Consider the following 23677-nt stretch of genomic DNA (forward strand, 5'->3'; position numbering starts at 1 on the left):
ATGGAACACCCGTACCGCGTTGTCCTGCTCGCCGGCCCTTCCGGCTCCGGAAAGTCGCACATAGCCCGACGAACTGGGCTGCCGGTGCTCTGCCTGGACGACTTCTACAAGAACGGCGATGACCCTACGTTGCCGCGCCTGAACGGCCAGGTCGACTGGGAATCGCCCGCTTCGTGGGACGCCGGGGCAGCCGTGGAGACGATTGTCCGGCTGGCCCGGGAGGGTCGGGCGGACGTCCCGATCTATGCCATCGGGGAGGATCGCAAGGTGGCCACACGGCCATTCGATCTAGCCGGATCGCCACTCTTCATCGCCGAAGGGATTTTCGCCGCCGAGATCGTCGCGGAGTGCCGCCGCCGCGGGGTGCTCGCCGGCGCGTACGCCCTCCGCCGGCCGCGGGGCGCGACCTTCGTCCGCCGGCTCAGCCGCGACCTCGCCGAGCAGCGCAAGGCACCCAGGGTCCTGGTCCGGCGCGGTGTGGCCCTGCTCCGCGCCGAGCCGGCGGTGCTGCGCCGGCAGACCGGCCTCGGCGCGGAGGCCGCCCGCGCGGGCGAGGTGCTGCGCCGGGTGGCCGGACTGCTCGCCGGCCACCCGCACCGTTCCTGACCGCCGGGCGCGCGACCGGTCAGCCGATCAGCTTCGCGTACGCCGGCTTGATCACTTCGTCGATGATCCGCAGTCGCTGGTCGAACGGGATGAAGGCGCTCTTCATCGCGTTGATCGTGAACCACTGGAGTTCGCGCCAGCCGTAGCCGAAGGCGTCCACCAGCAGCGCCATCTCGCGCGACATGCAGGTGCCGCTCATCAGCCGGTTGTCGGTGTTGACGGTGACCCGGAAGCGCAGGTCCCGCAGGAGCCCGATCGGGTGGTCGGAGATCGAGTCGGCGGCGCCGGTCTGGACGTTCGACGACGGGCACAGCTCCAGCGGGATCCGCTTGTCCCGCACGTACGCGGCCAGCCGGCCGAGCACCGGCTCGGGGCCGGCGGTGATGTCGTCCACGATCCGTACGCCGTGGCCGAGCCGGTCGGCGCCGCACCACTGGATCGCCTGCCAGATCGACGGCAGGCCGAACGCCTCGCCAGCGTGGATGGTGAAGTGGAAGTTCTCCCGCTGGAGGTATTCGAACGCGTCCAGGTGCCGGGTGGGCGGGAACCCGGCCTCGGCTCCCGCGATGTCGAAGCCCACCACGCCGGTGTCCCGGTGCCGGACGGCCAGTTCGGCGATCTCCTGCGACCGCGCGGCGTGCCGCATGGCGGTGAGCAGGGTGCCGACGCGGATCGGCGTACCCGCCTCGGCGGCGAGGGCGCTCCCCTCCTCGAAGCCAGCGACGACGGCCTCCACCACCTCGTCCAGCGTGAGGTTCCGCTCCAGGTGCTGCTCGGGGGCGAAGCGGACCTCCGCGTAGACCACGCCGTCGGCGGCCAGGTCGAGCGCGCACTCGCGGGCCACCCGCCGCAGCGACGAGGCGGTCTGCATGACCGCGACGGTGTGGGCGAACGTCTCCAGGTACCGCTCCAGGGAACCGGAGTCGGCAGCGTCGACGAACCAGCGGCCGAGCGCTTCCGGGTCCGTGGTGGGCAGTTCGTGCCCCACCTCGGCGGCCAGCTCGACGATGGTCGCCGGCCGCAGGCCACCGTCGAGGTGGTCGTGCAGCAGCGCCTTCGGGACCTTGACGATGTCCTCGTACCGGATAGTCGCGACCATGGTCAGACCCTAGGGCATGGGTCGACGTCACAGCCCGACCACGCCCTGGCCGGCGATAGGATCGGTGCCATGGGTGTACCACGCCGGTCCGGCAGCCGGCTCTCCCACCACCCGAGCCGGGCCGGCGCCTGACGTGGATCCCCGCATCCTGGACCGGCTGCGCTGCCCGGTCTGCGGCGAGCCGCTCACGCAGGTCACCGCCGGCACCGCCCGCGCGCTGCGCTGTCCCCGCCGGCACAGCTTCGACCTGGCCCGACAGGGCTACGTGAACCTGCTCGCCGGCCGGGCGCCGCACGCCGGGGACACCGCCGAGATGGTCGCCGCCCGCGCCGACTTCCTCGCCGCCGGCCACTACGACCTCATCTCCGCCGCCCTGGCCGGCGCTGCCACCGCAGCCGTCGCCCGTTACCGCGCTGCCCACGGCACCCCCGCCCAACCCCTTTGCTCTGCTTCAACCGACGCGCCGGTTTCTACCGAAAGCCGTTGCGTGGGGGTAAGCAGAGCAAAGGGGCCGGACGCGGCATCCCGACCCGGCGCGGCACCCGGGTCCGGCTCGACGTCGTACCCCCTGCTGGTGGACGCCGGGGCGGGGACCGGCCGGTACCTCGCCGCGGCGCTGGCGGCGCTGCCGGACGCCGTCGGCCTGGCGCTCGACGTGTCGAAGCCGGCGCTGCGCCGCGCGGCGCGCGCCCACGAACGCGCGGCGGCAGCCCTGGCCGACACCTGGCAACGGCTGCCGCTGGCCGACGCGTCCACCGCCGTGCTGCTGAACGTGTTCGCGCCGCGCAACGGCGCCGAGTTCCACCGGGTCCTCGACCCGGCCGGCGCGCTGCTGGTGGTCACCCCGGCCGCCGACCACCTCGCCGAACTGGTCGACCCGCTCGACCTGCTCCGGGTGGACCCGGCCAAGGCGGAACGGGTCGCCGAGAGCCTCGGCGGGCACTTCGTCGAGGAGTCCGGCACCGCGCACCGGGCCCGGTTGACGCTGACCCGCACCGAGGTGGCCACGCTGGTCGGCATGGGCCCCAGCGCCTGGCACACCGACCCGGCCGGGCTCGCCGCCCGGATCACCGCACTGCCCGAACCGGTACCGGTGACCGTGTCCGTGCGGCTCGGCGTCCACCGGCCGCGCTGAGCTCCGCTCAGGTGGACAGGTCCACCTCTTCCCAGCCCGGGGGCTCGTCGTGGTACGGCCCGCGCAGGATCACCGCCCACTCCAGCGCCCACCGGCGCTGCCCGATCGCGTTCGCGTCGACCAGCCCGGGCGGCACCCGACCGGCCTGCTCCACCTCCAGGTACGCCCAGTCCAGGCAGTAGTGGAGGTCGAGCAGGGCCGCCGCGTCGGCGGGATGCTGCGGCGCGGCGAGGATCCGGGTCCGCCAGCGCCCGAACGTCTCACCGGCGGCGATGTTCGGCATCCGCTCCACCAGCCGCTCGTCCACCGGCAGCGTGGGATCCAGCTGCTTGGTCAGGCCGAGCACCCAGGCCAGTGCGAACAGCGCGTCGTGGTGCAGCACGAACGAGCGGTGGTCGCCCTTGCCGCCGGTGACGAACTGCCACTCCGGCGGCGTGACCATCTCCATCAGGTGCGAGGTGAGCAGCCAGCTCATCGCCGCCTGGGGCGGCATGCCGAAGCAACGGGCCAGGATGAGGTGCAGCACCGCGATCCGCGCCTCGATCTCGCCGGTCGGGCGCAGCTCGATCTCGTCCCCGGGCTCCCACACGAGAGGGAACTGCGACGGCGGCAGCGGCAGGCCCAGCCGGGCCAGCTCGTCCAGGCTCGCCTCACGTACCGCGCGGGGATCGGGGGCAGGTACGGCCACGACGGATCATCCTCGTCTGCTCGTGCCGGCTCGACGCCGGGTCGTCCCCCCTGGCCTGGGAGGATAGCCCCACCGTCCCGAGCATCGGAACGCCGGGGGCGATCAGTCGATCCGCTCGATCACCAGCGGCGTCGGGTCGGGCGCGGCGGGCGTGATCCGCACCGCCCGGGCGGCCTCGTCCCGCGCCGCCGGGATCCGGCTCGCGTCCTCGGCGCGCAGCTCGTAGAGGGGCTCGCCGGCCCGGACCGGGTCGCCCGGGCGCTTGCGCAGCACCACACCCGCGGGCACGGACACCGGGTCCTCCTTGCGGGCGCGCCCCGCGCCGAGCCGCCACGCGGCCACCCCCATCGCGTACGCGTCGACCTCCGCGACGAAGCCGTCGGCGTCGGCGCACACCACCTCGATCTCCGGCGCGGTGGGCATCGGGGCGTCCGGGTCACCGCCCTGCGCCCGGATCATCGACCGCCAGACGTCCATCGCCCGGCCGTCGCGCAGCGCGGCCTCCGGGTCGGCGTCCGGCAGGCCGGCCGCGTCGAGCATCTCCCGGGCCAGGGCCAGGGTCAGGTCGACCACGTCGGCCGGGCCGCCGCCGGACAGCACCTCGACCGACTCCGTCACCTCGACCGCGTTGCCGATGGCCAGCCCCAGCGGGGTGGACATGTCGGTGAGCAGCGCGACCGTCCGGACGCCGTGCGCACCGCCCAGCTCGACCATCGTGCGGGCCAGCTCGCGGGCCTGGTCGACGGACTTCATGAACGCGCCCGAGCCGACCTTGACGTCCAGGACCAGGGCACCGGTCCCCTCGGCGATCTTCTTGCTCATGATCGAGCTGGCGATCAGCGGGATCGCCTCGACGGTGCCGGTCACGTCGCGCAGCGCGTACAGCTTGCGGTCGGCCGGCGCGAGTCCCGGCCCCGCCGCGCAGATCACCGCGCCGACGTCGCGAAGCTGGGCGATGAACTCCTCGTTGCTCAGCGCCGCCCGCCAGCCCGGCACCGACTCCAGCTTGTCGAGCGTGCCGCCGGTGTGCCCGAGGCCGCGGCCGGACAGCTGCGGCACGGCAGCGCCGCAGGCCGCCACGAGCGGGGTGAGCGGCAGGGTGATCTTGTCGCCGACGCCGCCGGTCGAGTGCTTGTCGACAGTCGGCCGGTCGACCGCGGACAGGTCCAGCCGCTCGCCGCTGGCGATCATCGCAGCGGTCCACCGGGCGATCTCCGGGCCGGTCATCCCGTTGAGCAGGATCGCCATGGCCAGCGCGGACATCTGCTCGTCGGCGACCACACCCCTGGTGTACGCGTCGACGACCCAGTCGATCTGCGCGTCGGAGAGCACACCCCCGTCCCGCTTCGCCCGGATGACGTCAACCGCCGCAAATGCGCTCATCAGCTCAACCATCCCAACGCTCGGGGATCTCGAGAGGCGGTTCGCCCTCCCCCGCCCAGAAGATCGTGCCGGACGCGTCCACCACGACGACCCGGGGTGTCCGCGCCAGCCCCCAGGTGATCGCCTCGGCCGGGTCGTCCCAGCTCGGGCCCTCCTCCAGCACGCCGGTCTCGGCGCCCTCGGTGTCCCCGGCCGACCGCTCCCAGTACGCCGTCCACACCTGCTGACCGGCGGACAGGTCGGGATGCACGAACACCGTGCCGCGCCCGCGCCAGGCGGCCAGCCGCTCCGGCACCACCGGCAACCGGGTCTCCCCGGTCACCGCCTCCAGGTCCTCCACACCGAAGGCGTGCGGCAGCAGCTCCGCCATCCGCAGCGGGCCACCCTTCGCCTCGATGAGGCACTCCGGGCCGCCCTGCTCCCAGAGCAGCTGCCGGCAGCGCCCGCAGGGCATCAGCGGCTCGCCGGTGGCGTCGACGCAGGACAGCGCCACGATCCGCCCGCCGCCGGTGGCGTGCAGCGAGGAGACCACGCCGCACTCGGCGCAGAGCACCACGCCGTACGCGGCGTTCTCCACGTTGCAGCCGACCACGACACGGCCGTCGTCGACCAGGGCGGCCGCCCCCACCGGGAACTTCGAGTACGGCACGTACGCGTGCCGCATCACCTCGGTCGCGGCGGCGCGCAGCCGCCCCCAGTCGATCTCCATCCGGTGCTCCCCCGTCAGCCCTTGATGTACGGCTTGCCGTCGGCGGCCGGCGCCCGGACCTTGCCGACCAGCCCGGCCACCGCCAGGATCGTCGCCAGGTACGGCAGCATGGCCAGGAACTGGCTCGGGATCGTGCTGTTGATCGCGCCCAGGTAGGTGGCGAGCTGGTCGGCGAACCCGAAGAACAACGCCGCGAGGAGCGCGCCGGTGGGGCTCCACCGTCCGAAGATCAGCGCCGCCAGGGCGATGAAGCCCTTGCCACCGATCATGTTCTTGGTGAACGAGAAGAGCGCCAGCGTGTACGACGCGCCGCCGATGCCGGCGACCACGCCGGCCAGCAGCACGTTGCGGTAGCGCAGCCCCAGCACCCGGACGCCCAGCGTGTCGGCGGCCGTCGGGTGCTCGCCGACGGAGCGGGTCCGCAGGCCCCACCGGGTGCGGAACAGCGCGATGTGGATCACCAGCACCAGCAGCAGGCCGAGGTAGAGGAAGATGTTGCCGCGGAACAGCGCCGGCCCGATCAACGGGATGTCCGACAGCAGCGGGATCTCCCAGTTGCTGAAGCGCGGCGCGCTGTTGTACCGCTCCGCGTCGGTCTGCATCAGCCGCTCGTAGAGGAAGCCGGTGACGCCCACCGCGAGCAGGTTGAGCACGATGCCCATGACCACCTGGTCGACCAGGTAGCGGATCGCGAACACGGCGAGCAGCAGCGAGATGAACGCCCCGCCGATGGCCGCGGCCACCAGACCCACCCAGACGCTGCCGGTGATGCTGCCGAACAGGGCGCCGCTGAAGGCGCCCATCAGCAGTTGACCCTCGATCGCCACGTTGACCACGCCGGAGCGCTCGCAGAGCACACCGGCCAGCGCGCCGAAGATCAGTGGCAGGGCCAGGATGAACGTGCCCCGCACGACGTTGACCAGCGGCATGAAGTTCTGCCCGGCCGGGGCGGCGGAGACCTGCCAGCACAGGAAGCTCAGCACGAACCCGACCAGCCCCGCGGTGAGCACCAGCGTGAACCAGCGCTTCGGCAGCCCGGCGAGCATCGCCACGCCGGCGGCGAGGGCGACCACCCCGAAGAGGATCGCGCCGAGCGTGCCGTTCACCGCGAGGGCGGCACCGGCCGCGTCCTCGCTGAGCGTGAACCGCGCCTGCTGGTCGGTGGCGAGCGCCCCGAAGAGCACCGCCGACAGCAGGCCGAGCGCGGCCAGCACCAGGCCGACCTTTCGGGTACGCGTCCAGAACCCCTCGTCGACCGGGGCGACCGCGACGTTCTCGACAGCCATGGTGGACACGGGTCACCAGCCCTTCGCGAGGCTCGTCTGGAGCCGGGCGGCCCGCGCGGCCCGGAGCTGGAAGATCGCCTTCACCAGGGCCGGCGCGGCGATGAAGATGACGATCAGCGCCTGGAGCACGGTGACCAGCTCCAGCGAGATCCCCGAGTACGACTGCATCCGGTTGCCACCGGCCTGGAGCGCGCCGAAGAGCAGCGCCGCCAGCGCCACGCCCCACGGTTTCACCCGCCCGAGCAGCGCCACCAGGATGCCGTCGAAGCCGATCTGGGCGACCACCAGCGGGGTCAGCGCGGCGGCGGTGGTGCCGAGCACCATCTGCGAGCCACCGAGGCCGGCCAGGGCCCCGGCGAAGACCATGATCAGGACGTACGTCCGGGTCACGCTGATACCGGCGGTGCGGGACGCGTCCGGGTTGGCGCCCACCGCCCGCAGCTCGAAGCCGAGCGTGGAGCGGTTGAGCAGCCAGGCGACCGCCCAGGTGGCCAGCACGGCGAGGATGATGCCGGCGTGCACCCGCAGGTTGTCGCCGAGCAGCCGGGGCAGTTGCGCGGACGCGTCGACCGGCTTGCTGATCGCGTCGGTCCGGTTCGGGTCCTGGACGCCGTTCTGCACGATGATCCAGGTCAGGAAGTACGTGGCGATGTAGTTGAGCATGATCGTGTTGATCACCTCGTGGGCGCCGGTGCGCGCCTTGAGGATGCCGGGGATGAAACCCCAGATCGCCCCGCCGAGCGCGCCGGCGAGCAGCGCGACGAGCAGGTGCAGCCCCGGCGGCAGCGGCAGCAGGAAACCGGCCAGCGCGGCCAGGATGACGCCCATGGTGGCCTGGCCCTGGGCGCCGATGTTGAACAGGCCGCCACGGAAGGCGAGCGCCACGGACAGGCCGGTGAACACCAGCGGCGCGGTGTAGGTCAGCGTCTCCGAGATGGGGCTCAGCGCAGCCGTGAAGCCGACCGCGTCCGGGTCGAAGACGGCGCCCTTGAACAGGTTCCCGTACGCCTCGCTGACCAGGGTCCAGCTCGAGTTGATCGCGTCCGACGGCCGGGCGGTGATGTAGCTGTAGGTGGCGAGGACCTCCGGGTCGGAGACGATCATCAGGATCGCGCCGACCACCATCGCCAGCACCAGCGACAGCACCGTCACCGTGAAGGTGTTGGCGGCCCAGAGGTTGTCCAGGAAGAGCCGCCCGAGCGACGGCCGGGCCTGCGGTGCCGGCGCGGCCGTCGGGCTGGTCGCCGTCTCGGCCCGCTCGGTGTTGCCGAGCGCCGTCTGCGCGGCCTGCTCCTCGGTCGCCGGCTCCTTGTCCGGAGAACCGGGGCTCACGTTGGTCATGCCTTGTCCTCGCTGCCGGGGCCCTCGGGGGCCGGAGCCGCGCCGTCGGTGGCGACCGGACCGGTGGCCGTCGCGCTGCCGGTCCCGGCCGGACCGGTGGCCGGCGCCCCGTCGGTGCCGGTCGACGCGCTGTCGGGGGTGATACCGGCCATCAGCAGGCCGATCTCCTCGCGCCGGGTGTCCGGGCCGACGATGCCGATGACCCGCCCGCGGTACATCACCGCGATCCGGTCGGCCAGCCCGATCACCTCGTCGAGTTCGCTGGAGACCACCAGGACGGCGGTCCCGACGTCCCGCTCCCGGATGACCCGGCTGTGGATGAACTCGATCGAGCCGACGTCGACGCCGCGGGTGGGCTGGGCGGCGATGAAGAGCTTCAGCGGCCGGGACAGCTCCCGGGCCACGATCACCTTCTGCTGGTTGCCGCCGGACAGCGTGCCCACCGGCGCCTCCGCCGACGAGGTGCGGACGTCGAACTGGGCGATCCGCTCCTTCGCCGACTTCGTGATCTGGTCCGGCTTCAGCGCGAGGCCCTTGCCGAACGGCGGCCGGTCGTAGATGTCCAGCACCAGGTTCTCCGCGACGCTGAACTCCTTGACCAGCCCGTCGACGCTGCGGTCCTCGGGGACGTAGCCGACGCCCGCCCGGAGCACCTTCTTGGTCGACCAGCCGTCGATCCGCTCGCCGCCGAGGCTCACCGAGCCGGCGAGCACCGGGCGCAGACCCATGATCGCCTCGATCAGCTCGGTCTGGCCGTTGCCCTGCACGCCGGCGATGCCGAGCACCTCACCGGCGTGCACCGTCAGGTCGACGCCGTCGACCGCGCGTACCTGCCGGTCGTCGTCGACCACGAGGCCGGCGACCTCCAGGACCGGCTTGCCCGGGGTGGCGGGCTGCTTCTCCACGGTCAGGCGGACGCTGCGGCCGACCATCAGGGCGGCCAGCTCGTCGCGGCTCGCCTCGGGGGACGCGGTGCCGACGGTCTTCCCGCGCCGGATCACGGTGATCCGGTCGGCGATGGCCTTGACCTCGCCGAGCTTGTGGGTGATGAAGACGATCGACTTTCCGGCGGCCTTGAGCGACCGCATGACGGTGAGCAGTTCCTCGGTCTCCTGCGGGGTGAGCACGGCGGTCGGCTCGTCCAAGATCAGCAGGTCGACGTCGCGGGTGAGCGCCTTGACGATCTCGACCCGCTGCTGGATGCCGACCGGCAGGTCCTCGACGATCGCGTCCGGGTCGACCCGGAGGTTGTAGCGGGCGGACACCTCGGCGACCTCGCGCCGGGCACGCCGCCGGTCCAGGAAGCCGGCGATGCCGCCGCGGACCTGCTCGGCGCCGAGCATGATGTTCTCCGCGACGGTGAACACGGGCACCAGCATGAAGTGCTGGTGCACCATGCCGATCCCGGCCGCGATCGCGTCGGACGGGCCCCGCAGCTTCAACGGCTCGCCGTCGACCAGGATCTCGCCCTCGTCAGGCTGGTACAGCCCGTAGAGCACGTTCATCAGGGTCGACTTGCCGGCACCGTTCTCGCCGAGCAGGGCGTGGATCTCTCCAGGCTCCACCGTCAGGTCGATGTGGTCGTTGGCGACCAGCTCACCGAACCGCTTAGTGATGCCGCGCAGTTCGAGTCTCAGCGCAACCTCCTGGAGTGCGAAGCGATCGTGCAGGGTAGCCGCCGGGCTCGGGCGGGGTGGGAACCGATCGGCCGCCCCGGCGCCGGGGAGGTGTCCCGGTGTCGCCGGAGCGGCCGATCGTCGTGCTTGCCGCTCGCCGGCCGCCTGCGGTGATCATCCCACCGTCGGCGGCCGGCGACGCGTCACTTCGGCTGGGCCTTCGACTCGACCTTGATGGTCCCGGCGGCGATGTCCGCCTTCAACTTGTCGACCTCGGCCTTGAGCTCGGCCGGGATCTTGCTGTCGAACTCGTGGTACGGGGCGAGCGACACGCCGTTGTTCGCCAGCGTGCCCAGGAAGCCCGGCTCCGCCTCGAGCTTCTCGCCGCCGGCCGCCTTGAGCACGGCCTCCTTCACGGCGTCCGGGATGTTCTTCACCACGGTGGTGATGATCGCCGGGCAGTCCGGGGTGCTCTCGCAGCCGTCGACGTCCACCCAGATGGTGTTGTACTTGCCGCCCGAGGCCTTCGCGGCGCCGGTGGTGCCGAGGCCGGCGCCGCCGGCGACCGGCATGACGATGTCGGCGCCCTGGGCGACCAGCGCGTCGCTGACCTTCTTGCCCTCGTCCTGCTTGACGAAGTCGTTGGTGAAGGAGCCCTTCTGGGTCGCCTTGTCCCAACCGAGGACGCGGACGTTCTTGCCCTTGGTCTTGTTGTAGTGCGCAACGCCGTCGGCGTAGCCGTCCATGAAGATGGTCACCGGCGGGATCGGCAGGCCGCCGTAGGTGCCCACCGCACCGGTCTTGGTCATGCCGGCGGCCAGGTAACCGGCCAGGAAGGCCGCCTGGGCGGTGTCGAACTGCATCGGGTAGATGTTGCCCACACCCGGCTTGGAGTCGACGATGCCGAACTGCTGGTCCGGGTTGGCCTGCGCGATCTTCTTGGTGGCGTTCTCCATCAGTCCGCCGACGGCCAGGATGAAGTCGCAGTCCTGGTTGACGTACTGGGTCAGGTTGACCTCGTAGTCGGCCTCGGCCTTCGACGCGACGTACTTGATGTCGATGTTGTCGTTCTCGGCCTTGGCCTCCTGCAGGCCCTTCCAGGCCGAGGTGTTGAACGACTTGTCGTCGATGCCGCCGACGTCGGTCACCATGCAGGCGCTGTACTTCTTGCCGCCGTCACCGGCGCCGTTGTTCTCCTCCGGAGCCTCACCACACGCGGCGGCGGCCAGCACGAGGCCACCCACCGCGAAGACCGAGGCGATCCGCATCCCACGCACCGAGCGCAAGACGTCTCCTTCCATTGCTCACCGCTGCACGCGGTGGCAGCCCTTTGTCAACCGGCTTGCGCTGTGCCGCCGGCGTCCCACGTTACGGACGCAGAGCGTACGCCCACGCCCCTCCACCGGCCGACAATCGTGCACGACTGTTGAGCGCCTGTTACCCCTACGTAACCCGTGGGTGGGCCAAATCACGCTCAGTATCGGTAAGTGGGCGCTGGGGCGCGCGAACGTCCTGTTCCCGGATGGCTCTGCCTCTGTCGGACGTTACCGCCAGAAGACCGCCACCGCTGCGTTGACCAGGGTCAACCCGATGATCGCGAGGAAGTGGCCGCGGTTGACCACGTCCCGCTTGCGGGAGAAGAAGACCATGACAAAGATCAGCAGTGCGAGCACCAGTTTGGTAACAAGTTTCGCGGGTGCCGGCTCGTCCCCGTCGCGAAGCGGCGCGGAAAGGGCGATTCCGGTCAGCAGCATGGTCCACGCGCCCCAGAGCATGGGCTGATTGATCCGGATCCGGCCGGTCACGTACTGCACGATCGCACCGCCGAGCAGCAGCGCGAAGCCGATGAGGTGGATGTACCGGAGGATGAGTCGAAGAGCTTCCACGTCCCCATCCTCTCGCATCAACGACGTTTTGTAGTAGAGGGGGTCGGGCGCGTCGCGCGTCGCCACGCCGACGGGCGGGCACCCACCGGCGCCCGCCCGCCCCTGCCCGCGCGCGGCGCGTCAGCGCCCGGCGGCCACGGTCTCATCCGGCACGACAGCGGCGGCTCCGCCCGCCGAGGCACCGGCTGTCCCGGTGCGCGCGAGCGCCACCAGGGTGAGCCCGACCAGCGCGTACCCGGCCAGCACCGCGAGCGGTCGGCCCGCCGCCGCGCCGTCGAAGAAGGCCACCGAGCGCAGCAGCGTCCCGCCCGCGCCGACCGGCAACCACTGCCCCACCTCGCCCCACGGCTGGGGCAGCAGCTCCGGCGCGGCGCTGACCGCCGACAGCGGGTTGCCGACCAGGAACACCAGCACGGCCCCCAACGCCAGGCCGGGGCGGCCGAGCACGGCGCCGAGCCCGGCCACCGTCGCCGACGCCGCGAGCGCGAAGAGACCGATCGCCCCCGCCTCGGCGAGGCCGTCGCCGTCGATGACACCGAGCCAACCGTGCAGCACCCCGACGCCGACCGCGCCGGCGAGCACCCCGAAGAGAGCCAGGCCGGTCATCCGCGCGAGGCGGCCCGACACCAGCAGGACGACCAGCGCTCCGGCGAGCAGGCCGGTGAGGGCCAACGGGAGGAAACCCGCCGCGAACCCCGCGCCTCGTACGTCGTCGGGATCGCCGGGGACCACCTCGACCAGGGGCACGGGCCGGCCGGCGGCGACCTGGTCCGCCGCCTCGGTGAGCAGCAGGCCGACGGTCGGGCTCGCCGCCGGCGCGGTGTGCAGGGCGAGTCCGTCGGGCCGGACGACGAAGGCGGCGTAGACCTCCCGGTCCCGCAGGGCCCGGTCGGCGGCGGCCGCGTCGGGCAGGGTGGCGACCTCGAAGGCCCCGGGACGGGCGGCGGTGAGCCGCGCGGCGACCTGGTCGGCGACCGGCGCCGGCCCCGCGACGGCGATCGGCAGGTCCCGCGGTGCCAGGTTGGCGGCGGGAGCCGCGAACAGGGGTACGAGCAGCGCCTGCAGACCCACCAGGACAGCGGCGAGCAGCACGGCGAGCGACAGGGGTGACCGGACACGGGACGACATGGCTACTCCCAAAACGAACGCTCGTTCTTCTTTAGGCTCAGCGTGCTCCGGCCGCAGGCCGACTGTCAAGAACGAACGTTCGCTTTACGCTGTATCCCGTGCCACGTGTCTCGGAACAACACCTCGCCGCCCGTCGTCGTCAGATCGTCGACGCCGCCCGCCGCTGTTTCGTCCGGGACGGCTTCCACCGCACGACGATGCAGGACGTGATCGCCGAGGCGGGGCTGTCGGTCGGTGCGGTCTACCGCTACTTCCCGAGCAAGGCAGACCTCATCAACGCCATCGCGGAAGAGGCCGTCGGCGGCGTCGGGGAAATCCTCGCCGACCTGATCCGCCGCGACCCGCCGCCACCGCTGCTGGACGCCCTCGACCGCGCGCTGGAGTACGTCGAGACCCAGATGGGCGACGACGGCGTCGTGCGGATCGCGATCCAGGTCTGGGGTGAGGCCCAGCGGGAGCCGGCCCTGGCAGCCTTCGTGGCCCGGACGTACGACGGCATCCGGAGCAACTTCGAGACCCTCGCCCGGCGGGCGCAGCGCACCGGCGAGGTGCCACCGGACGCCGACCCGGAGGCGGTCGGGGCAGCCCTCTTCGCCCTGGTCCCCGGCTGGTTCCTCCAGTGCATCCTCACCGGCCGGCCGGACCGGGCGACCTATCTCGCCGGGGTACGCGCCCTCCTGCGCCCCGGCGGATGAGCGGTTCCCGGGGTGACGACGAAGGGCGGGCGTCGAACGACGCCCGCCCTTCGCGAATCCGGCCCCGCGTCAGCCCTTCGTGCCGCCCGCGGTCAGCCCCGACACCAGGTGGCGCTGGGCGAACATGAACACCAGGCCCGCCGGCACGGTCACCAGGACCGCCGCCGCCGTGAGGTACTCCCACTGCGGGTTGAACTGCGGCACGAACTGCTGGAGCCCGTACGCCAGGGTGAACTTGTTGTCGGTCTGGATGAAGGCCGACGCGTACATCACCTCGCCCCACGCGGTGAGGAAGGTGTAGAAGGCGGTGACCGCGATGGCCGGGCGGGCCAGCGGCAGCACCACCTTCCAGAAGATGGCGAACGGACCGCACCCGTCCAGCGCCGCCGCCTCGTCGAGCGAGGTGGGGATGGAGTCGAAGTAGCCCTTCAGCATCCAGGCGCAGAACGGCACGGCGATGGTCAGGTACGCGATGATCAATGCCGGCAGGGTGTTGATCAGGCCGAGCCGCGCCATGATCGTGTAGATCGGCACGATCAGGATGGCCGCCGGGAACATCTGGGTGACCAGGAAGACCAGCATCAGCGAACGGCGGCCCGGGAAGTTGAACCGGGACACCGCATAGCCGGTGGTGGCCGAGAGGAAGATGCCGATGAGCATGGTGAACGCCGCCACGATCACCGAGTTCAACAGCCACTTCGGGAAGTTGGTGTCGAACAGCACGTAGCTGTAGTTGGCCAGGGTCGGTTCCTTGACCAGGGTCAGGTCGCTGCTCTGCACCGCATACCCGGGCTTGAAGGAGGACAGCAGCACCCAGGCGATCGGGCCGATCGCGATCAGCGACGCGAGGATCAGCGTGCCGTGCAGCAGCAGCGACTTCGCCGGGCTGCGCCGGGTGCGGCCGGGCCGCCCCGGGCTCCGAGCGGGGGCGGCCGCGGCGGGAGTCGCCGCCGCGGGAGTGGTCAGCTGGGTCATGTCACCACACCTCGCCTTGCTTGCGCAGCACCCGCCGGTAGAACACCGAGAAGACCAGCAGGATCGACAGGATCAGCACCCCGTACGTGGACGCGAGCGAGTAGTTGCGGATGCCCTCGAACGCCGCCCGGAAGGCGCCGGTCACCAGGATCTCGGTCTCGCCAGCCGGCTGCCCCTCGGTCACCAGGAAGATGATCGGGAACATGTTGAACGTCCAGATGGTGCCGAGCAGGATCACCGTCATGCTGACCGAGCGCAGGCCCGGCAGCGTGATGTTGCGGAACCGCTGCCACGGCGAGGCGCCGTCGATCTCGGCGGCCTCGTACAGCTCACCGGGAATGGTCTGCATGCCGCCCAACAGGGCGACCATCATGAACGGCACGCCGAGCCAGATGTTGGTGACGATCGCGGTGAACAGCGAGGTCCACTGGTTGGAGAACCAGTCCACGGGGTCGATGCCGAGCGAGGAGAGCACTGAGTTCGCCAGGCCGAAGCGCTCGTTGAAGATGAACTTCCAGGCGAACGCGCTCACGAACGCCGGGACCGCCCAGGGCAGCACCAGCAGCACCCGGTAGAGGCCGCGGCCCCACATCGGGCGGTTGAGCATCACGGCCAGGCCGAGGCCCAGACCGTAGTGGAACACAACGCATCCGACGGTCCAGATCAACGTGATGCCGGTCCACTGCCAGAACTGACCGACGTTGCCGCTCAGGACGTTGACGTAGTTGTCGAGGCCGACGAACTCCCACTTGTTGGGGTTGTCCTTGCATACCTCGCTGCCGGTGATCGACCTGGTGCAGATCTCCGCCACCTGGTTGGCCTCGGTGAGGTTGGTGAGGGAGAGCCAGACCCCGCGGAAGAGCGGGTAGAAGATCAGAACCGCCAGGACGATGACCACGGGCAGGACCATGGCCCAGGCGTACCAGTGCTTGTCCCAGCTGCGCCGCAGCCGGGACGGTGGTGCGGAGCGGCGGCCGGACGGCGCGGACGCTGGCGCCGGCTCGGCTGTCACAGTGCGCATATCAGCTGTGCTCCAGGGGAGTGAGCCGGCAGGGCCGGCGACCGGGGACGGTCGCGCGGCCCTGCCGGGTGCCGAAGTGGTCGCCGGCCGCTGCCAGCGCCGACGGTCGGATCAGAGACCGTACGAGGTGACGACCTCTGCCTTGTACTTCTTGGCGACGGTGTCGAGCGCGGCCTTCGGGTCCTTGTTCTGGATCAGGACCTCGGTGGCCATCTGGTCCAGCGGGCCGAAGAACTGGCCGGCCTCGGGGATCCACGGACGGCCGATGGCGGCCTCGACGGCCGGCTGGTACGCGGCCACGATCGGGTTGTTCTTCACCGCGTCGAGGTTGTACGCCGACTTGCGGGTCGGCAGCAGGCCGAGCTTCTCGGAGAGGAAGGCCTGCGACTCGGCGGAGCTCATGAACTTCACGAAGGCGACGGCCGCGTCGACCTTCTCCTGCGGCATGCCGGACCAGATCGTGTAGTTGTGGCCGCCGACCGGGCCGCCGGCCTTGGCCGAGCCACCCGGAACCGGGGCGATGCCCAGGTTCTCCAGGCCACCGAAGGTCGGCGCCGACTTGACGTTGTTGACCTCCCACGGGCCGTTGATGATCATGGCGACCTTCTTCTCCTTGAAGAGGGTCATCATGGTGCCGTAGGAGTCGTTGGCGGACGGCTTGGCGGCCGCGCCGCTGTCGATGAGGTCCTTGGCGATCTTCAGCCCGGCGACGTTCTGGTCCGAGCTGACGGTGATCTTCTTGGACTGGACGTCGACCAGGTCGCCGCCCTCGCCGTACATGAACGGCAGCATGAAGTAGCCGGCCGGGTTGACGTAGAGGCCCTCGGCGTCGGTCTTCTGCTTGATGGTCTGGGCAGCGGTCTTCAGCTCGGCCCAGGTCTTCGGCGGGGTGGAGATGCCGGCCTTGGTCAGCAGCTCCTTGTTGTACATGAGCGACAGCGTGTCGGTCACCTGCGGGACGCCGTACGTCTTGCCGTCGTACTTGTTCGACGCGAGCGGGGTCTCCAGGAAGTCCGACTCGTCGGCGAGCAGCTCGGAGCCGTCCAGAGCGTAGAGGTGACCGAGGGAGGCGAACTCCGGCACCCAGGCCACCTCGGCCCGGAGGATGTCCGGCGCGCCCGTCTTGGCCTGCGCGGCGGTCTTGAACTTGTTCTGGGCCTCACCGAACGGGACCGACTGGTAGCTGATCTTGACGTTCGGGTAGGTCTGGTTGAACTTGGCGATCAGCTCCTGGAACGCCGGACCCTCGTTCTTCGGGTCGGACGTGTCCCACCAGGTCAGTTCGGCCTTGAGGGCTGCGGGATCCGCCTTCGGCTGCTCCTCCGTCGTCTTGTCCTCCCCGCCGCAGGCGGCGAGGGCGAGAGCAAGGGTGGTGGAGGCGAGAACGGCGATCCCCTTGGCTGTGCGACGCATGTTCGCTCCTAGATTGCCTGCCGGGTATCGGCGGGACAGTAGCAAGAAGTTTCCGGATTAGAAACCCCTTGCGAACGCCCTTGCAACAACCGATCCCGTCTTGTCATCTGACGATCCCTCGGTTGGGGCCTTTGGGACAAACCAACAGCGGCCGAAGGTGTCCCAGATCCCATCTCGGTGACCGTCGCAGGACCCTGCGTCACCTGCGCGTTCCCCTCGGCACCCGACGGGGCGCCCGCGGTGGCGCTGCCGCGCCGGGCGACGGCAGCGGGCGGAAGATCGTCACTGCTCGAACCTGCAAGAACTTGCGGGCCACTGCGCAAGAACCACTCAGTGAGCTACAGTGCCGCCATGCGCGCTCGACTGTCCGACATCGCCCAGCAGGCCGAAGTCAGCGAGGCCACGGTGTCGCGGGTGCTCAACGACCGCCCCGGGGTGGCCCCCGAGACCCGGCAGGCCGTCCTGACCGCCCTCGACGTCCTCGGCTACGAGCGCCCGGCCCGGCTGCGCAAGCGCAGCGCCGGCCTGGTCGGCCTGGTCGTCCCGGAGCTCGACAACCCGATCTTCCCGGCCTTCGCGCAGATCATCGAGTCCGCGCTCGCCCCCACCGGATACACCCCGGTGCTGTGCACGCAGACCCCCGGCGGCGTCCGCGAGGACGAGTACGTGGAGATGCTGCTGGACCGCCAGGTCTCCGGCATCATCTTCGTCTCCGGCCTGCACGCCGACACCGCCGCCGACCACGACCGGTACCGCGCGCTGACCGCCCGGCCGCTGCCGGTGGTCATGATCAACGGGTACGCCTCGGGCATCCAGGCGCCCTTCGTCTCCTGCGACGACCGCGAGGCCGCCGAGCTGGCCGTCGCACACCTGGCCGCCCTGGGGCACCGGCGGATCGGCCTGATCACCGGCCCGGACCGGTTCGTCCCCGTGCAGCGCAAGGTCACCGGCTACAAGGCCGCGATGAAGCGCCTCGACGTGTCCGACGCCGAGCTGGCCGAGCTGACCGAGCTCTCCCTCTTCGGGGTGGAGGGCGGCGAGGCCGCCGCCGCGCGGCTGCTCGACCGCGGCGTCACCGGCATCGTCTGCGGCTCCGACCTGATGGCGCTCGGCGCGATCCGGGCCGCCCGGCAGCGGGGCCTGTCCGTTCCGGACGACCTGTCCGTCGTCGGGTACGACGACTCCCCGCTGATGGCGTTCACCGACCCCCCGCTGACCACCATGCGCCAGCCGGTGGCCGCGATGGCGGTGGCCGCCGTGCGGGCCATGGTCGACGAGATCAACGGGCACGCCGCACCCCACTCGGAGTACCTGTTCCGCCCCGAGCTGGTGGTCCGCGGCTCGACCGCCGTGGCCCGGACGGCCTCCGCCGACGGCCCCAAGCGGCAACGCCCGGCGCCGTCCGCCCTCGCCGTCTCGGCCTGACCTGTCACCCTCCCGGCCGGACCGTTCAGCACGGTCCGGCCGTCGCCGTGCCGTCGGCTCGCCGCCGGCCCATGGTGCGACGTGATCGCCGTCATCTCTTGCGCAAGGAATGCTTGACTCTTGCAGTCGGAGAGCGGCACCCTTGACGGACGTCCGCGCTCCCATGCCCCCGCGCGGACCCCGCCGTCCCGCGCCACAGAACGGGGAACTCCTCGATGACCCCCAGCAACCCCACGCCGCTGACCTCCGACGACGACTGGTGGCGCTCCGCGGTCGTCTACCAGGTCTACGTCCGCAGCTTCGCCGACTCCGACGGCGACGGAATCGGCGACCTGCAGGGCATCCGGCAGCGCCTGCCGTACCTGCGCGACCTCGGGGTGGACGCGCTCTGGCTGACGCCCTTCTACACCTCGCCGATGGTCGACGGCGGGTACGACGTCGCCGACTACCGGGACGTCGACCCGATGTTCGGCACCCTCACCGACTTCGACGAGATGATCGCCGACGCCCACACGCTGGGCCTGCGGATCATCGTCGACCTGGTTCCGAACCACACCTCCAGCCAGCACGTCTGGTTCCAGGCCGCGCTGGCCGCCGGTCCCGGCTCCCCGGAACGCGAGCGCTACCTGTTCGCCGAGGGCAGGGGCGAGCACGGCGAGCTGCCCCCGAACGACTGGGAGAGCATCTTCGGCGGCCCCGCCTGGACGCGGGTCGCGGACGGCCAGTGGTACGTGCACCTGTTCGACCCGGCCCAGCCCGACCTGAACTGGCGCCACCCGGAGGTCCGCGCCGAGTTCGAGGACGTGCTCCGGTTCTGGCTGGACCGCGGGGTCGACGGCTTCCGGATCGACGTCGCCCACGGGATGATCAAGGCCGAAGGGCTGCCGGACGTCGGGTTCAGCAGCATGACCACCGGCCAGCGTCAGGTCGAGCTGCTCGGCAAGGGCCGCCTGCCGTACTTCGACCAGGACGAGGTCCACGACATCTACCGCGCCTGGCGCCCGATCCTGGACAGCTACCCCGGCGGCCGGATGGCGGTCGCGGAGGCCTGGGCCGAGACGCCGCAGCGGCTGGCCCGCTACATCGGCCCGGACGAGCTGCACCAGGCGTTCAGCTTCGACTTCCTCGACGCCACCTGGTCGGCCGACTCGTTCCGCAAGGTGGTCGACACGGCGCTGGCCGAGTCGACCATCGTCGGCGCTCCGACCACCTGGGTGCTGTCCAACCATGACAAGCAGCGGCACGTCACCCGCTACGGCGACGGCCCCGAGGGGCTGCGCCGCGCCCGCGCGGCGACGCTGCTGATGCTGGCGCTGCCCGGCTGCGCGTACGTCTACCAGGGCGAGGAGCTGGGCCTGCCGGAGGTGCTCGACCTGCCGGACGAGCTGCGCCAGGACCCCGCGTTCCTGCGGACCGGCGAGAGCCGGGACGGCTGCCGGGTGCCGATCCCGTGGAGCGGCGAGCTGGCCCCGTACGGCTTCGGGCCGGAGGGCTGCGAGCTGAGCTGGCTGCCGGCCCCCGCCACCTGGCGGGAGCTGTCGGTCGCCGCCCAGGCCGGCGTACCCGGCTCGACGCTGGAGCTGTACCGCGCGGCGCTGCGGATCCGCCGGACGCACCCGGCGCTGTCCGCCTCGGCGTCCGGGATCACCTGGCTGGAGACCGAGCCGGGCGTGCTCGCCTTCAGCCGCACCGCCGGCGACACCGTGCTGACCTGTGTGGTCAACATCAGCGGCGCGCCGGCCGTGATCGACGGGTACGGCGACCCGCTCGTCGCCAGCGAGACGCTCACCCGTCAGGGCTCCGCCCACGTGCTCCCGGTCGACGCCGCCGCCTGGTTCGAACGGCGCTGAGCGGGTAAGCCCACATCGACCTGGTCGTCCGTCGTGCTCCGCGCCGCCGGGCGACTGGGCAACCGACCCCTTGTGGTGGGGGGTGAGGTGGCGCCGGCGCCTCGGGATCTCGGTCCCGGGGCGCCGGTGTCCATCCACCGTCCCTGGTCAGCCGCCGGCGCCGGGCAGCCGGGCCGCGATGCGGCCGAAGCCGGCCCGCAGCTCGGCCTCGGTCGGCGGCACCGCCGGACCGGTACGCCGGTCCCGCTCGGCCGCCGCCTCCAGTTCCTCGTCGATGGTGTCCTCGTAGTCGCCGTACAGGTCGGCGCTGTCGACCTGCGCCGCCTCGTCCTCGGCGGCGATCTGGGCGGCGGCGATCTCGCTGCGGATCTCGTCGACCGAAACCGCCGGCAGCAGCGGCTCGACCACCGCCATCAGCTGCTCCTCCGAGACGACCGCCTCGGCGAGGGTCAACGCGTGCGCCCGCTCGTACGGGCCGCAGACCACCGGCTCCCACTCGTCAGCGTCCCCCAGCGGGCCGAAGGTGATGATCCACGGCAGGTCGAACATCGGCGAGTCGTCCGGCAGGTCGAGTGTCACGAGAGCGCCCACCCGCCCATCATCGTCCCCGCAGAGGGCGCGACGTGCCCGGTTCGCCGGCATCATCGCTTGTTCGGGTGTCACATGATCGACCCCCGGTGCCGCCGGCAGCGCGCGGCCCCCGTCGCTCGGGCACCGCCAGGCCGCCGGCGGCGGAACCGATCACCCTCGTCCGGACCAGCGGCCGGGCGGGCGGTCGGTCACGCGGACGCCTCGCCGGAGGCGAGCGGCGCCCAGCGGGCGGCCCAGACCCGCTCCAGGCGGGCGGCCTCGGCGTCGTCGATGCCGAAGGCGCTCACCGTGAGGTTGACCGTGCCCGGCTCCGGATCGTCCAACGGCCGCTCGGCGGTCGCCGCCAGCAGCCGCCCGTCCGGGTCGACCACGATCCGCTGCCGCGGGCTGTGGAACCACTCGTCGGTCGAGCCGGCCGTGCCCAGCGCCGCCAGCAGCTCCCGGCCGGTCCCGGTGCCGCTCAGGAACACCGTCCGGCGCGCACCCTCCGGCCGGCGCTCCAGCAGGAAGCGCAGCTGGGCGAAGAACGTGCGCCAGCCCTCCGCGATCACCCGCTGCTCGGCGGCCGCCGCGGCGTCGGCCGGGGCCGGCAGCACCGCGCTCAGCCGCGTCCCGTCGCCGTCGGAGTCGAGCCGCAGCTCGGAGCCGTCGGACATGGCGATCCGGTCCGGCGGCGCCGGTTCCGCGTGGTCGACGAAGATGAACCGGATCTCCTCGTCGAGCCCGTCGTACTCCCAGCCGAACCACTGCCGGATCTCCGCCGGCACGGTCAGCGCCGACCAGACCCGCTCCGGTGGTGCCTGCACGCTCGTCTCGACCACGGTGCCGTCCGAGTCGGTCATCGATGCCCTCCTGCCTCGTCAGCCGGTGCGCGCCTCGACCGCGGCCCGGACCAGGGCGACCGCCGTCTCCGGCGCCACACCCAGCCGGGCCGCCTCCGCCGCGTACTCGCCCGCGGCCCGCTGCAACCGGTCCGTCGCATCATCGCGGCCGGGTGCGACAACCGTGCCGTGCCGGCCCCGGGTCTCCACCAACCCCGCCGCCTCCAGCTCCCGGTACGCCCGGGCCACCGTGTTGACGGCCAGGCCGAGGTCCGCGGCGAGCTGGCGTACCGGCGGCAGCCGCGTGCCGACCGGCAGCCGGCCGTCCCCCACCTGCTCCGCGATCCGCGCCCGCACCTGCTCGTACGGCGGCACCGACGAGCGCGGGTCGATCAGGATCCGCACGTGTGCCTCCCTTCCCCCGTTCAGCCGGCCCCACCCGGGGTTCCCGGCTCGATCTCCTCGTCCACGTCCACGTCCACCGGCGCCGGCCCCTCCGCCAGGTCCACCACCCGCCCCCGCTGACTGGTCGCGGCCAGGGCCGCCCCGAAGAGCACGAGCTGGTTGAGCAGGTACAGGTAGAGGAGCAGGCCCACCGCGCCGGCCACGACCGTGTACGCGGGGTTCCGCTCGGTCCGCACCACGTAGTAGCGCCCCACGGTGTTGAGCAGCGTGATGCCGACCGCCACCAGCAGCACCACCGGGCGCAGCCGGTCCCGGCTGATCCGCAGCCGCGGCACCGCCACCAGCAGCAGGGTGGCGAGCACCATGTTCACCAGGACGCTGAGCACCGCGCTGACGGTGGTCAGGCCGAGCGAGCCGGTGCTGCGCAGCAGGAAACGCAGGAGGGCCTCCAGCGCGTCGACGGCGGCCACCGAGACGCCGAGCAGCACGAAGACGATCAGCAGCACGCCCAGGTCGACCAGCCGGCGGACGACCAGGTTGCCCGGTTGCTGGTTGATGCCGTACATGAGCCGCTGCGACGAGCGGATCGCCTCCACCCAGCCGATGCCGGTGAACGCGAGGATCACCAGGCCGACCACCCCGACCGTACCGCTGTCCTCGGCGATCTGCACCGGGTCGAGGAACGGCAGGTTCTCCCGCAGGAAATCGGCCGCCGCCGCGCTGACCTCGTCGTTGTCCTCGAGGATCGCGCCGAAGACGGAGTACGCGACCAGGGCGAGCGCGAACACCGCGAAGAAGCCGTAGTAGGCGATCGCGGCGGCCAGCCGGCCACCGAGCAGGTCGTTGTAGAGCACGCCGGCCCGCCACACGTGGTCGAAGGTGCCGGAGCGACGGCGGGCGGCGTCGATGCGCGCACCGATGGTCGCCTCGACGCGCCCGAACACGTTCACACCGTCATCCTCGCCGATCTCCGGCCCGTGCGGGGTGATCCGAACGCCGCCGTGTCAGCCGCCGAGCCGGAAGTCCCGGCGCGGCTGCCACCGCGCCTGCCCGCTGTGCGAGAAGAGGGTGAACGCCTCCACCTCGAACATCGCCGAGAAGTCGGCCAGGTCCTCGTACACCTTGTCCAGCGCCTCCGGCGCGACGTCCTGCGCGACCGTGACGTGCGGGTGGTACGGGAAGCGGGTCTCGCGGTGCAGCTCCGGCGCGGCGCGGATCGCGGCGGCGAGCAGCTCGCACTCGCTGATCCCGGCGGCCACCGCCACGAACACCACCTGGGTGACCGGCCGGAACGTGCCGGTGCCCCGCAGGTGCAGCGTGAACGGAAGGTGGGCGGCGGCGACCGCGTCCAGGTGCCGTTCGACGGCCGGGAGCGTGACGACCGGGATCTCGGTCGGCCCGAGCAGCGTCACGTGCGCCGGTACGGCCTGCGGGTCACCCGCCTCCACCCGGCGCCGGGTGAGCATGCCGCCCCACGGCTCGGGGATGTCCACGGCGATGCCGATCTGGATGGTGTCGCCGGACGCCGGCACGTCCCGTTGATCCACGCTCCGCGCCACCCCTCCGGCCACCGACTCCACGACCCACTCGTACCGTCGCGCGGC

At 71.7% G+C, this 23677-nt stretch carries 22 protein-coding genes and 2 pseudogenes; 6 read left to right on the plus strand and 18 right to left on the minus strand.

The window, feature by feature from the left end:
• Complete coding sequence (locus ACN26Y_RS03950) at nt 1-606, plus strand: ATP-binding protein (RefSeq protein ID WP_422734348.1); 606 nt, start codon at nt 1-3, stop codon at nt 604-606.
• A gap of 19 nt (nt 607-625) precedes the next feature.
• On the opposite strand, the gene ACN26Y_RS03955 is transcribed toward ACN26Y_RS03950, so the two are convergent.
• Nucleotides 626-1705, minus strand: a complete 1080-nt coding sequence (locus ACN26Y_RS03955; RefSeq protein WP_422734349.1) for an adenosine deaminase — start codon at nt 1703-1705, stop codon at nt 626-628.
• Nucleotides 1706-1838: 133 nt separating this feature from the next.
• Here ACN26Y_RS03955 and ACN26Y_RS03960 point away from each other — a divergent pair.
• Together ACN26Y_RS03960 and ACN26Y_RS03965 are read left to right on the plus strand one after the other, a co-directional pair.
• Nucleotides 1839-2126: pseudogene (locus ACN26Y_RS03960) on the plus strand (putative RNA methyltransferase); the annotation flags it as partial.
• Between the two features lie 102 nt (nt 2127-2228).
• Nucleotides 2229-2840 (plus strand): annotated as a pseudogene (locus tag ACN26Y_RS03965) (methyltransferase domain-containing protein); the annotation flags it as partial.
• Between the two features lie 7 nt (nt 2841-2847).
• Here the strand turns inward: ACN26Y_RS03965 and ACN26Y_RS03970 are convergent.
• The 9 genes from ACN26Y_RS03970 to ACN26Y_RS04010 form a co-directional block, all read right to left on the minus strand.
• On the minus strand, nt 2848-3528 hold the full coding sequence (locus ACN26Y_RS03970; RefSeq protein WP_155328944.1) for a DUF4272 domain-containing protein: 681 nt from the start codon (nt 3526-3528) through the stop codon (nt 2848-2850).
• Between the two features lie 102 nt (nt 3529-3630).
• Nucleotides 3631-4911, minus strand: a complete 1281-nt coding sequence (locus tag ACN26Y_RS03975; RefSeq protein WP_155328945.1) for a thymidine phosphorylase — start codon at nt 4909-4911, stop codon at nt 3631-3633.
• A gap of 4 nt (nt 4912-4915) precedes the next feature.
• A complete protein-coding gene (locus ACN26Y_RS03980; protein WP_155328946.1) occupies nt 4916-5620 on the minus strand; it encodes a cytidine deaminase in 705 nt (234 codons plus the stop codon).
• 14 nt (nt 5621-5634) lie between these two features.
• Nucleotides 5635-6915, minus strand: coding sequence for an ABC transporter permease (locus tag ACN26Y_RS03985; protein ID WP_155328947.1), 1281 nt, complete (start codon nt 6913-6915; stop codon nt 5635-5637).
• 3 nt (nt 6916-6918) lie between these two features.
• Nucleotides 6919-8247, minus strand: coding sequence for an ABC transporter permease (locus ACN26Y_RS03990; RefSeq protein ID WP_422734350.1), 1329 nt, complete (start codon nt 8245-8247; stop codon nt 6919-6921).
• Nucleotides 8244-9917 (minus strand): ABC transporter ATP-binding protein, encoded by a 1674-nt coding sequence (locus ACN26Y_RS03995; protein ID WP_155328949.1) that lies wholly within the window; start codon nt 9915-9917, stop codon nt 8244-8246. Before ACN26Y_RS03995 ends, ACN26Y_RS03990 begins: the two co-directional genes overlap by 4 nt.
• Nucleotides 9918-10066: 149 nt before the next feature.
• A complete protein-coding gene (locus tag ACN26Y_RS04000; protein ID WP_196255880.1) occupies nt 10067-11131 on the minus strand; it encodes a BMP family lipoprotein in 1065 nt (354 codons plus the stop codon).
• Between the two features lie 276 nt (nt 11132-11407).
• Entirely contained in the window at nt 11408-11749 is a 342-nt protein-coding gene (locus ACN26Y_RS04005) for a hypothetical protein (RefSeq protein ID WP_155328951.1), read from the minus strand.
• A gap of 120 nt (nt 11750-11869) precedes the next feature.
• A complete protein-coding gene (locus ACN26Y_RS04010; RefSeq protein WP_422734351.1) occupies nt 11870-12877 on the minus strand; it encodes a hypothetical protein in 1008 nt (335 codons plus the stop codon).
• 98 nt (nt 12878-12975) lie between these two features.
• On the opposite strand from ACN26Y_RS04010, the gene ACN26Y_RS04015 reads away from it, so the two are divergent.
• On the plus strand, nt 12976-13572 hold the full coding sequence (locus tag ACN26Y_RS04015) for a TetR/AcrR family transcriptional regulator (RefSeq protein WP_196255775.1): 597 nt from the start codon (nt 12976-12978) through the stop codon (nt 13570-13572).
• A 69-nt stretch (nt 13573-13641) separates the two neighbouring features.
• On the opposite strand, the gene ACN26Y_RS04020 is transcribed toward ACN26Y_RS04015, so the two are convergent.
• From ACN26Y_RS04020 to ACN26Y_RS04030, 3 genes are all read right to left on the minus strand, one after another.
• Nucleotides 13642-14547, minus strand: coding sequence for a sugar ABC transporter permease (locus tag ACN26Y_RS04020; protein ID WP_422734352.1), 906 nt, complete (start codon nt 14545-14547; stop codon nt 13642-13644).
• Between the two features lies 1 nt (nt 14548).
• On the minus strand, nt 14549-15568 hold the full coding sequence (locus tag ACN26Y_RS04025) for a carbohydrate ABC transporter permease (RefSeq protein WP_155328955.1): 1020 nt from the start codon (nt 15566-15568) through the stop codon (nt 14549-14551).
• Between the two features lie 111 nt (nt 15569-15679).
• On the minus strand, nt 15680-16981 hold the full coding sequence (locus ACN26Y_RS04030; RefSeq protein ID WP_422734353.1) for an extracellular solute-binding protein: 1302 nt from the start codon (nt 16979-16981) through the stop codon (nt 15680-15682).
• 351 nt (nt 16982-17332) lie between these two features.
• Here ACN26Y_RS04030 and ACN26Y_RS04035 point away from each other — a divergent pair, with 351 nt between their 5' ends.
• A complete protein-coding gene (locus tag ACN26Y_RS04035; protein WP_196255776.1) occupies nt 17333-18406 on the plus strand; it encodes a LacI family DNA-binding transcriptional regulator in 1074 nt (357 codons plus the stop codon).
• A 215-nt stretch (nt 18407-18621) separates the two neighbouring features.
• Entirely contained in the window at nt 18622-20256 is a 1635-nt protein-coding gene (locus tag ACN26Y_RS04040) for a glycoside hydrolase family 13 protein (protein WP_155328958.1), read from the plus strand.
• 147 nt (nt 20257-20403) lie between these two features.
• Here the strand turns inward: ACN26Y_RS04040 and ACN26Y_RS04045 are convergent, their stop codons facing one another.
• From ACN26Y_RS04045 to ACN26Y_RS04065, 5 genes are all read right to left on the minus strand, one after another.
• Nucleotides 20404-20847, minus strand: coding sequence for a hypothetical protein (locus ACN26Y_RS04045; protein ID WP_155328959.1), 444 nt, complete (start codon nt 20845-20847; stop codon nt 20404-20406).
• Nucleotides 20848-21035: 188 nt separating this feature from the next.
• A complete protein-coding gene (locus ACN26Y_RS04050) occupies nt 21036-21689 on the minus strand; it encodes an SRPBCC family protein (RefSeq protein WP_155328960.1) in 654 nt (217 codons plus the stop codon).
• Between the two features lie 18 nt (nt 21690-21707).
• Nucleotides 21708-22073: a GntR family transcriptional regulator gene (locus tag ACN26Y_RS04055; protein WP_155328961.1), complete on the minus strand. Its 366-nt coding sequence runs from the start codon at nt 22071-22073 to the stop codon at nt 21708-21710.
• 20 nt (nt 22074-22093) lie between these two features.
• Nucleotides 22094-23023, minus strand: coding sequence for a YihY/virulence factor BrkB family protein (locus ACN26Y_RS04060; RefSeq protein ID WP_155328962.1), 930 nt, complete (start codon nt 23021-23023; stop codon nt 22094-22096).
• A gap of 54 nt (nt 23024-23077) precedes the next feature.
• The gene (locus ACN26Y_RS04065; RefSeq protein WP_155328963.1) at nt 23078-23653 is read right to left on the minus strand and encodes a 2'-5' RNA ligase family protein; all 576 of its coding nucleotides are present in this window, start codon (nt 23651-23653) and stop codon (nt 23078-23080) included.
• Nucleotides 23654-23677: the final 24 nt, after the last annotated feature.

It is taken from the genome of Micromonospora sp. WMMD558, from assembly GCF_049315255.1.
Lineage (GTDB): Bacteria > Actinomycetota > Actinomycetes > Mycobacteriales > Micromonosporaceae > Micromonospora.

Excerpts from the sequence above, each read along its gene's own strand:
- ACN26Y_RS03975 (WP_155328945.1), bottom strand. The coding sequence starts at position 4,911 with ATGAGCGCATTTGCGGCGGTTGACGTCATCCGGGCGAAGCGGGACGGG.
- ACN26Y_RS04000 (WP_196255880.1), bottom strand. The coding sequence starts at position 11,131 with ATGCGGATCGCCTCGGTCTTCGCGGTGGGTGGCCTCGTGCTGGCCGCC.
- ACN26Y_RS04030 (WP_422734353.1), bottom strand. The coding sequence starts at position 16,981 with ATGCGTCGCACAGCCAAGGGGATCGCCGTTCTCGCCTCCACCACCCTT.
- ACN26Y_RS04050 (WP_155328960.1), bottom strand. The coding sequence starts at position 21,689 with ATGACCGACTCGGACGGCACCGTGGTCGAGACGAGCGTGCAGGCACCA.
- ACN26Y_RS03955 (WP_422734349.1), bottom strand. The coding sequence starts at position 1,705 with ATGGTCGCGACTATCCGGTACGAGGACATCGTCAAGGTCCCGAAGGCG.
- ACN26Y_RS03950 (WP_422734348.1), top strand. The coding sequence starts at position 1 with ATGGAACACCCGTACCGCGTTGTCCTGCTCGCCGGCCCTTCCGGCTCC.
- ACN26Y_RS03980 (WP_155328946.1), bottom strand. The coding sequence starts at position 5,620 with ATGGAGATCGACTGGGGGCGGCTGCGCGCCGCCGCGACCGAGGTGATG.
- ACN26Y_RS04010 (WP_422734351.1), bottom strand. The coding sequence starts at position 12,877 with ATGTCGTCCCGTGTCCGGTCACCCCTGTCGCTCGCCGTGCTGCTCGCC.
- ACN26Y_RS04035 (WP_196255776.1), top strand. The coding sequence starts at position 17,333 with ATGCGCGCTCGACTGTCCGACATCGCCCAGCAGGCCGAAGTCAGCGAG.
- ACN26Y_RS04025 (WP_155328955.1), bottom strand. The coding sequence starts at position 15,568 with ATGCGCACTGTGACAGCCGAGCCGGCGCCAGCGTCCGCGCCGTCCGGC.
- ACN26Y_RS04020 (WP_422734352.1), bottom strand. The coding sequence starts at position 14,547 with ATGACCCAGCTGACCACTCCCGCGGCGGCGACTCCCGCCGCGGCCGCC.
- ACN26Y_RS04040 (WP_155328958.1), top strand. The coding sequence starts at position 18,622 with ATGACCCCCAGCAACCCCACGCCGCTGACCTCCGACGACGACTGGTGG.
- ACN26Y_RS03990 (WP_422734350.1), bottom strand. The coding sequence starts at position 8,247 with ATGACCAACGTGAGCCCCGGTTCTCCGGACAAGGAGCCGGCGACCGAG.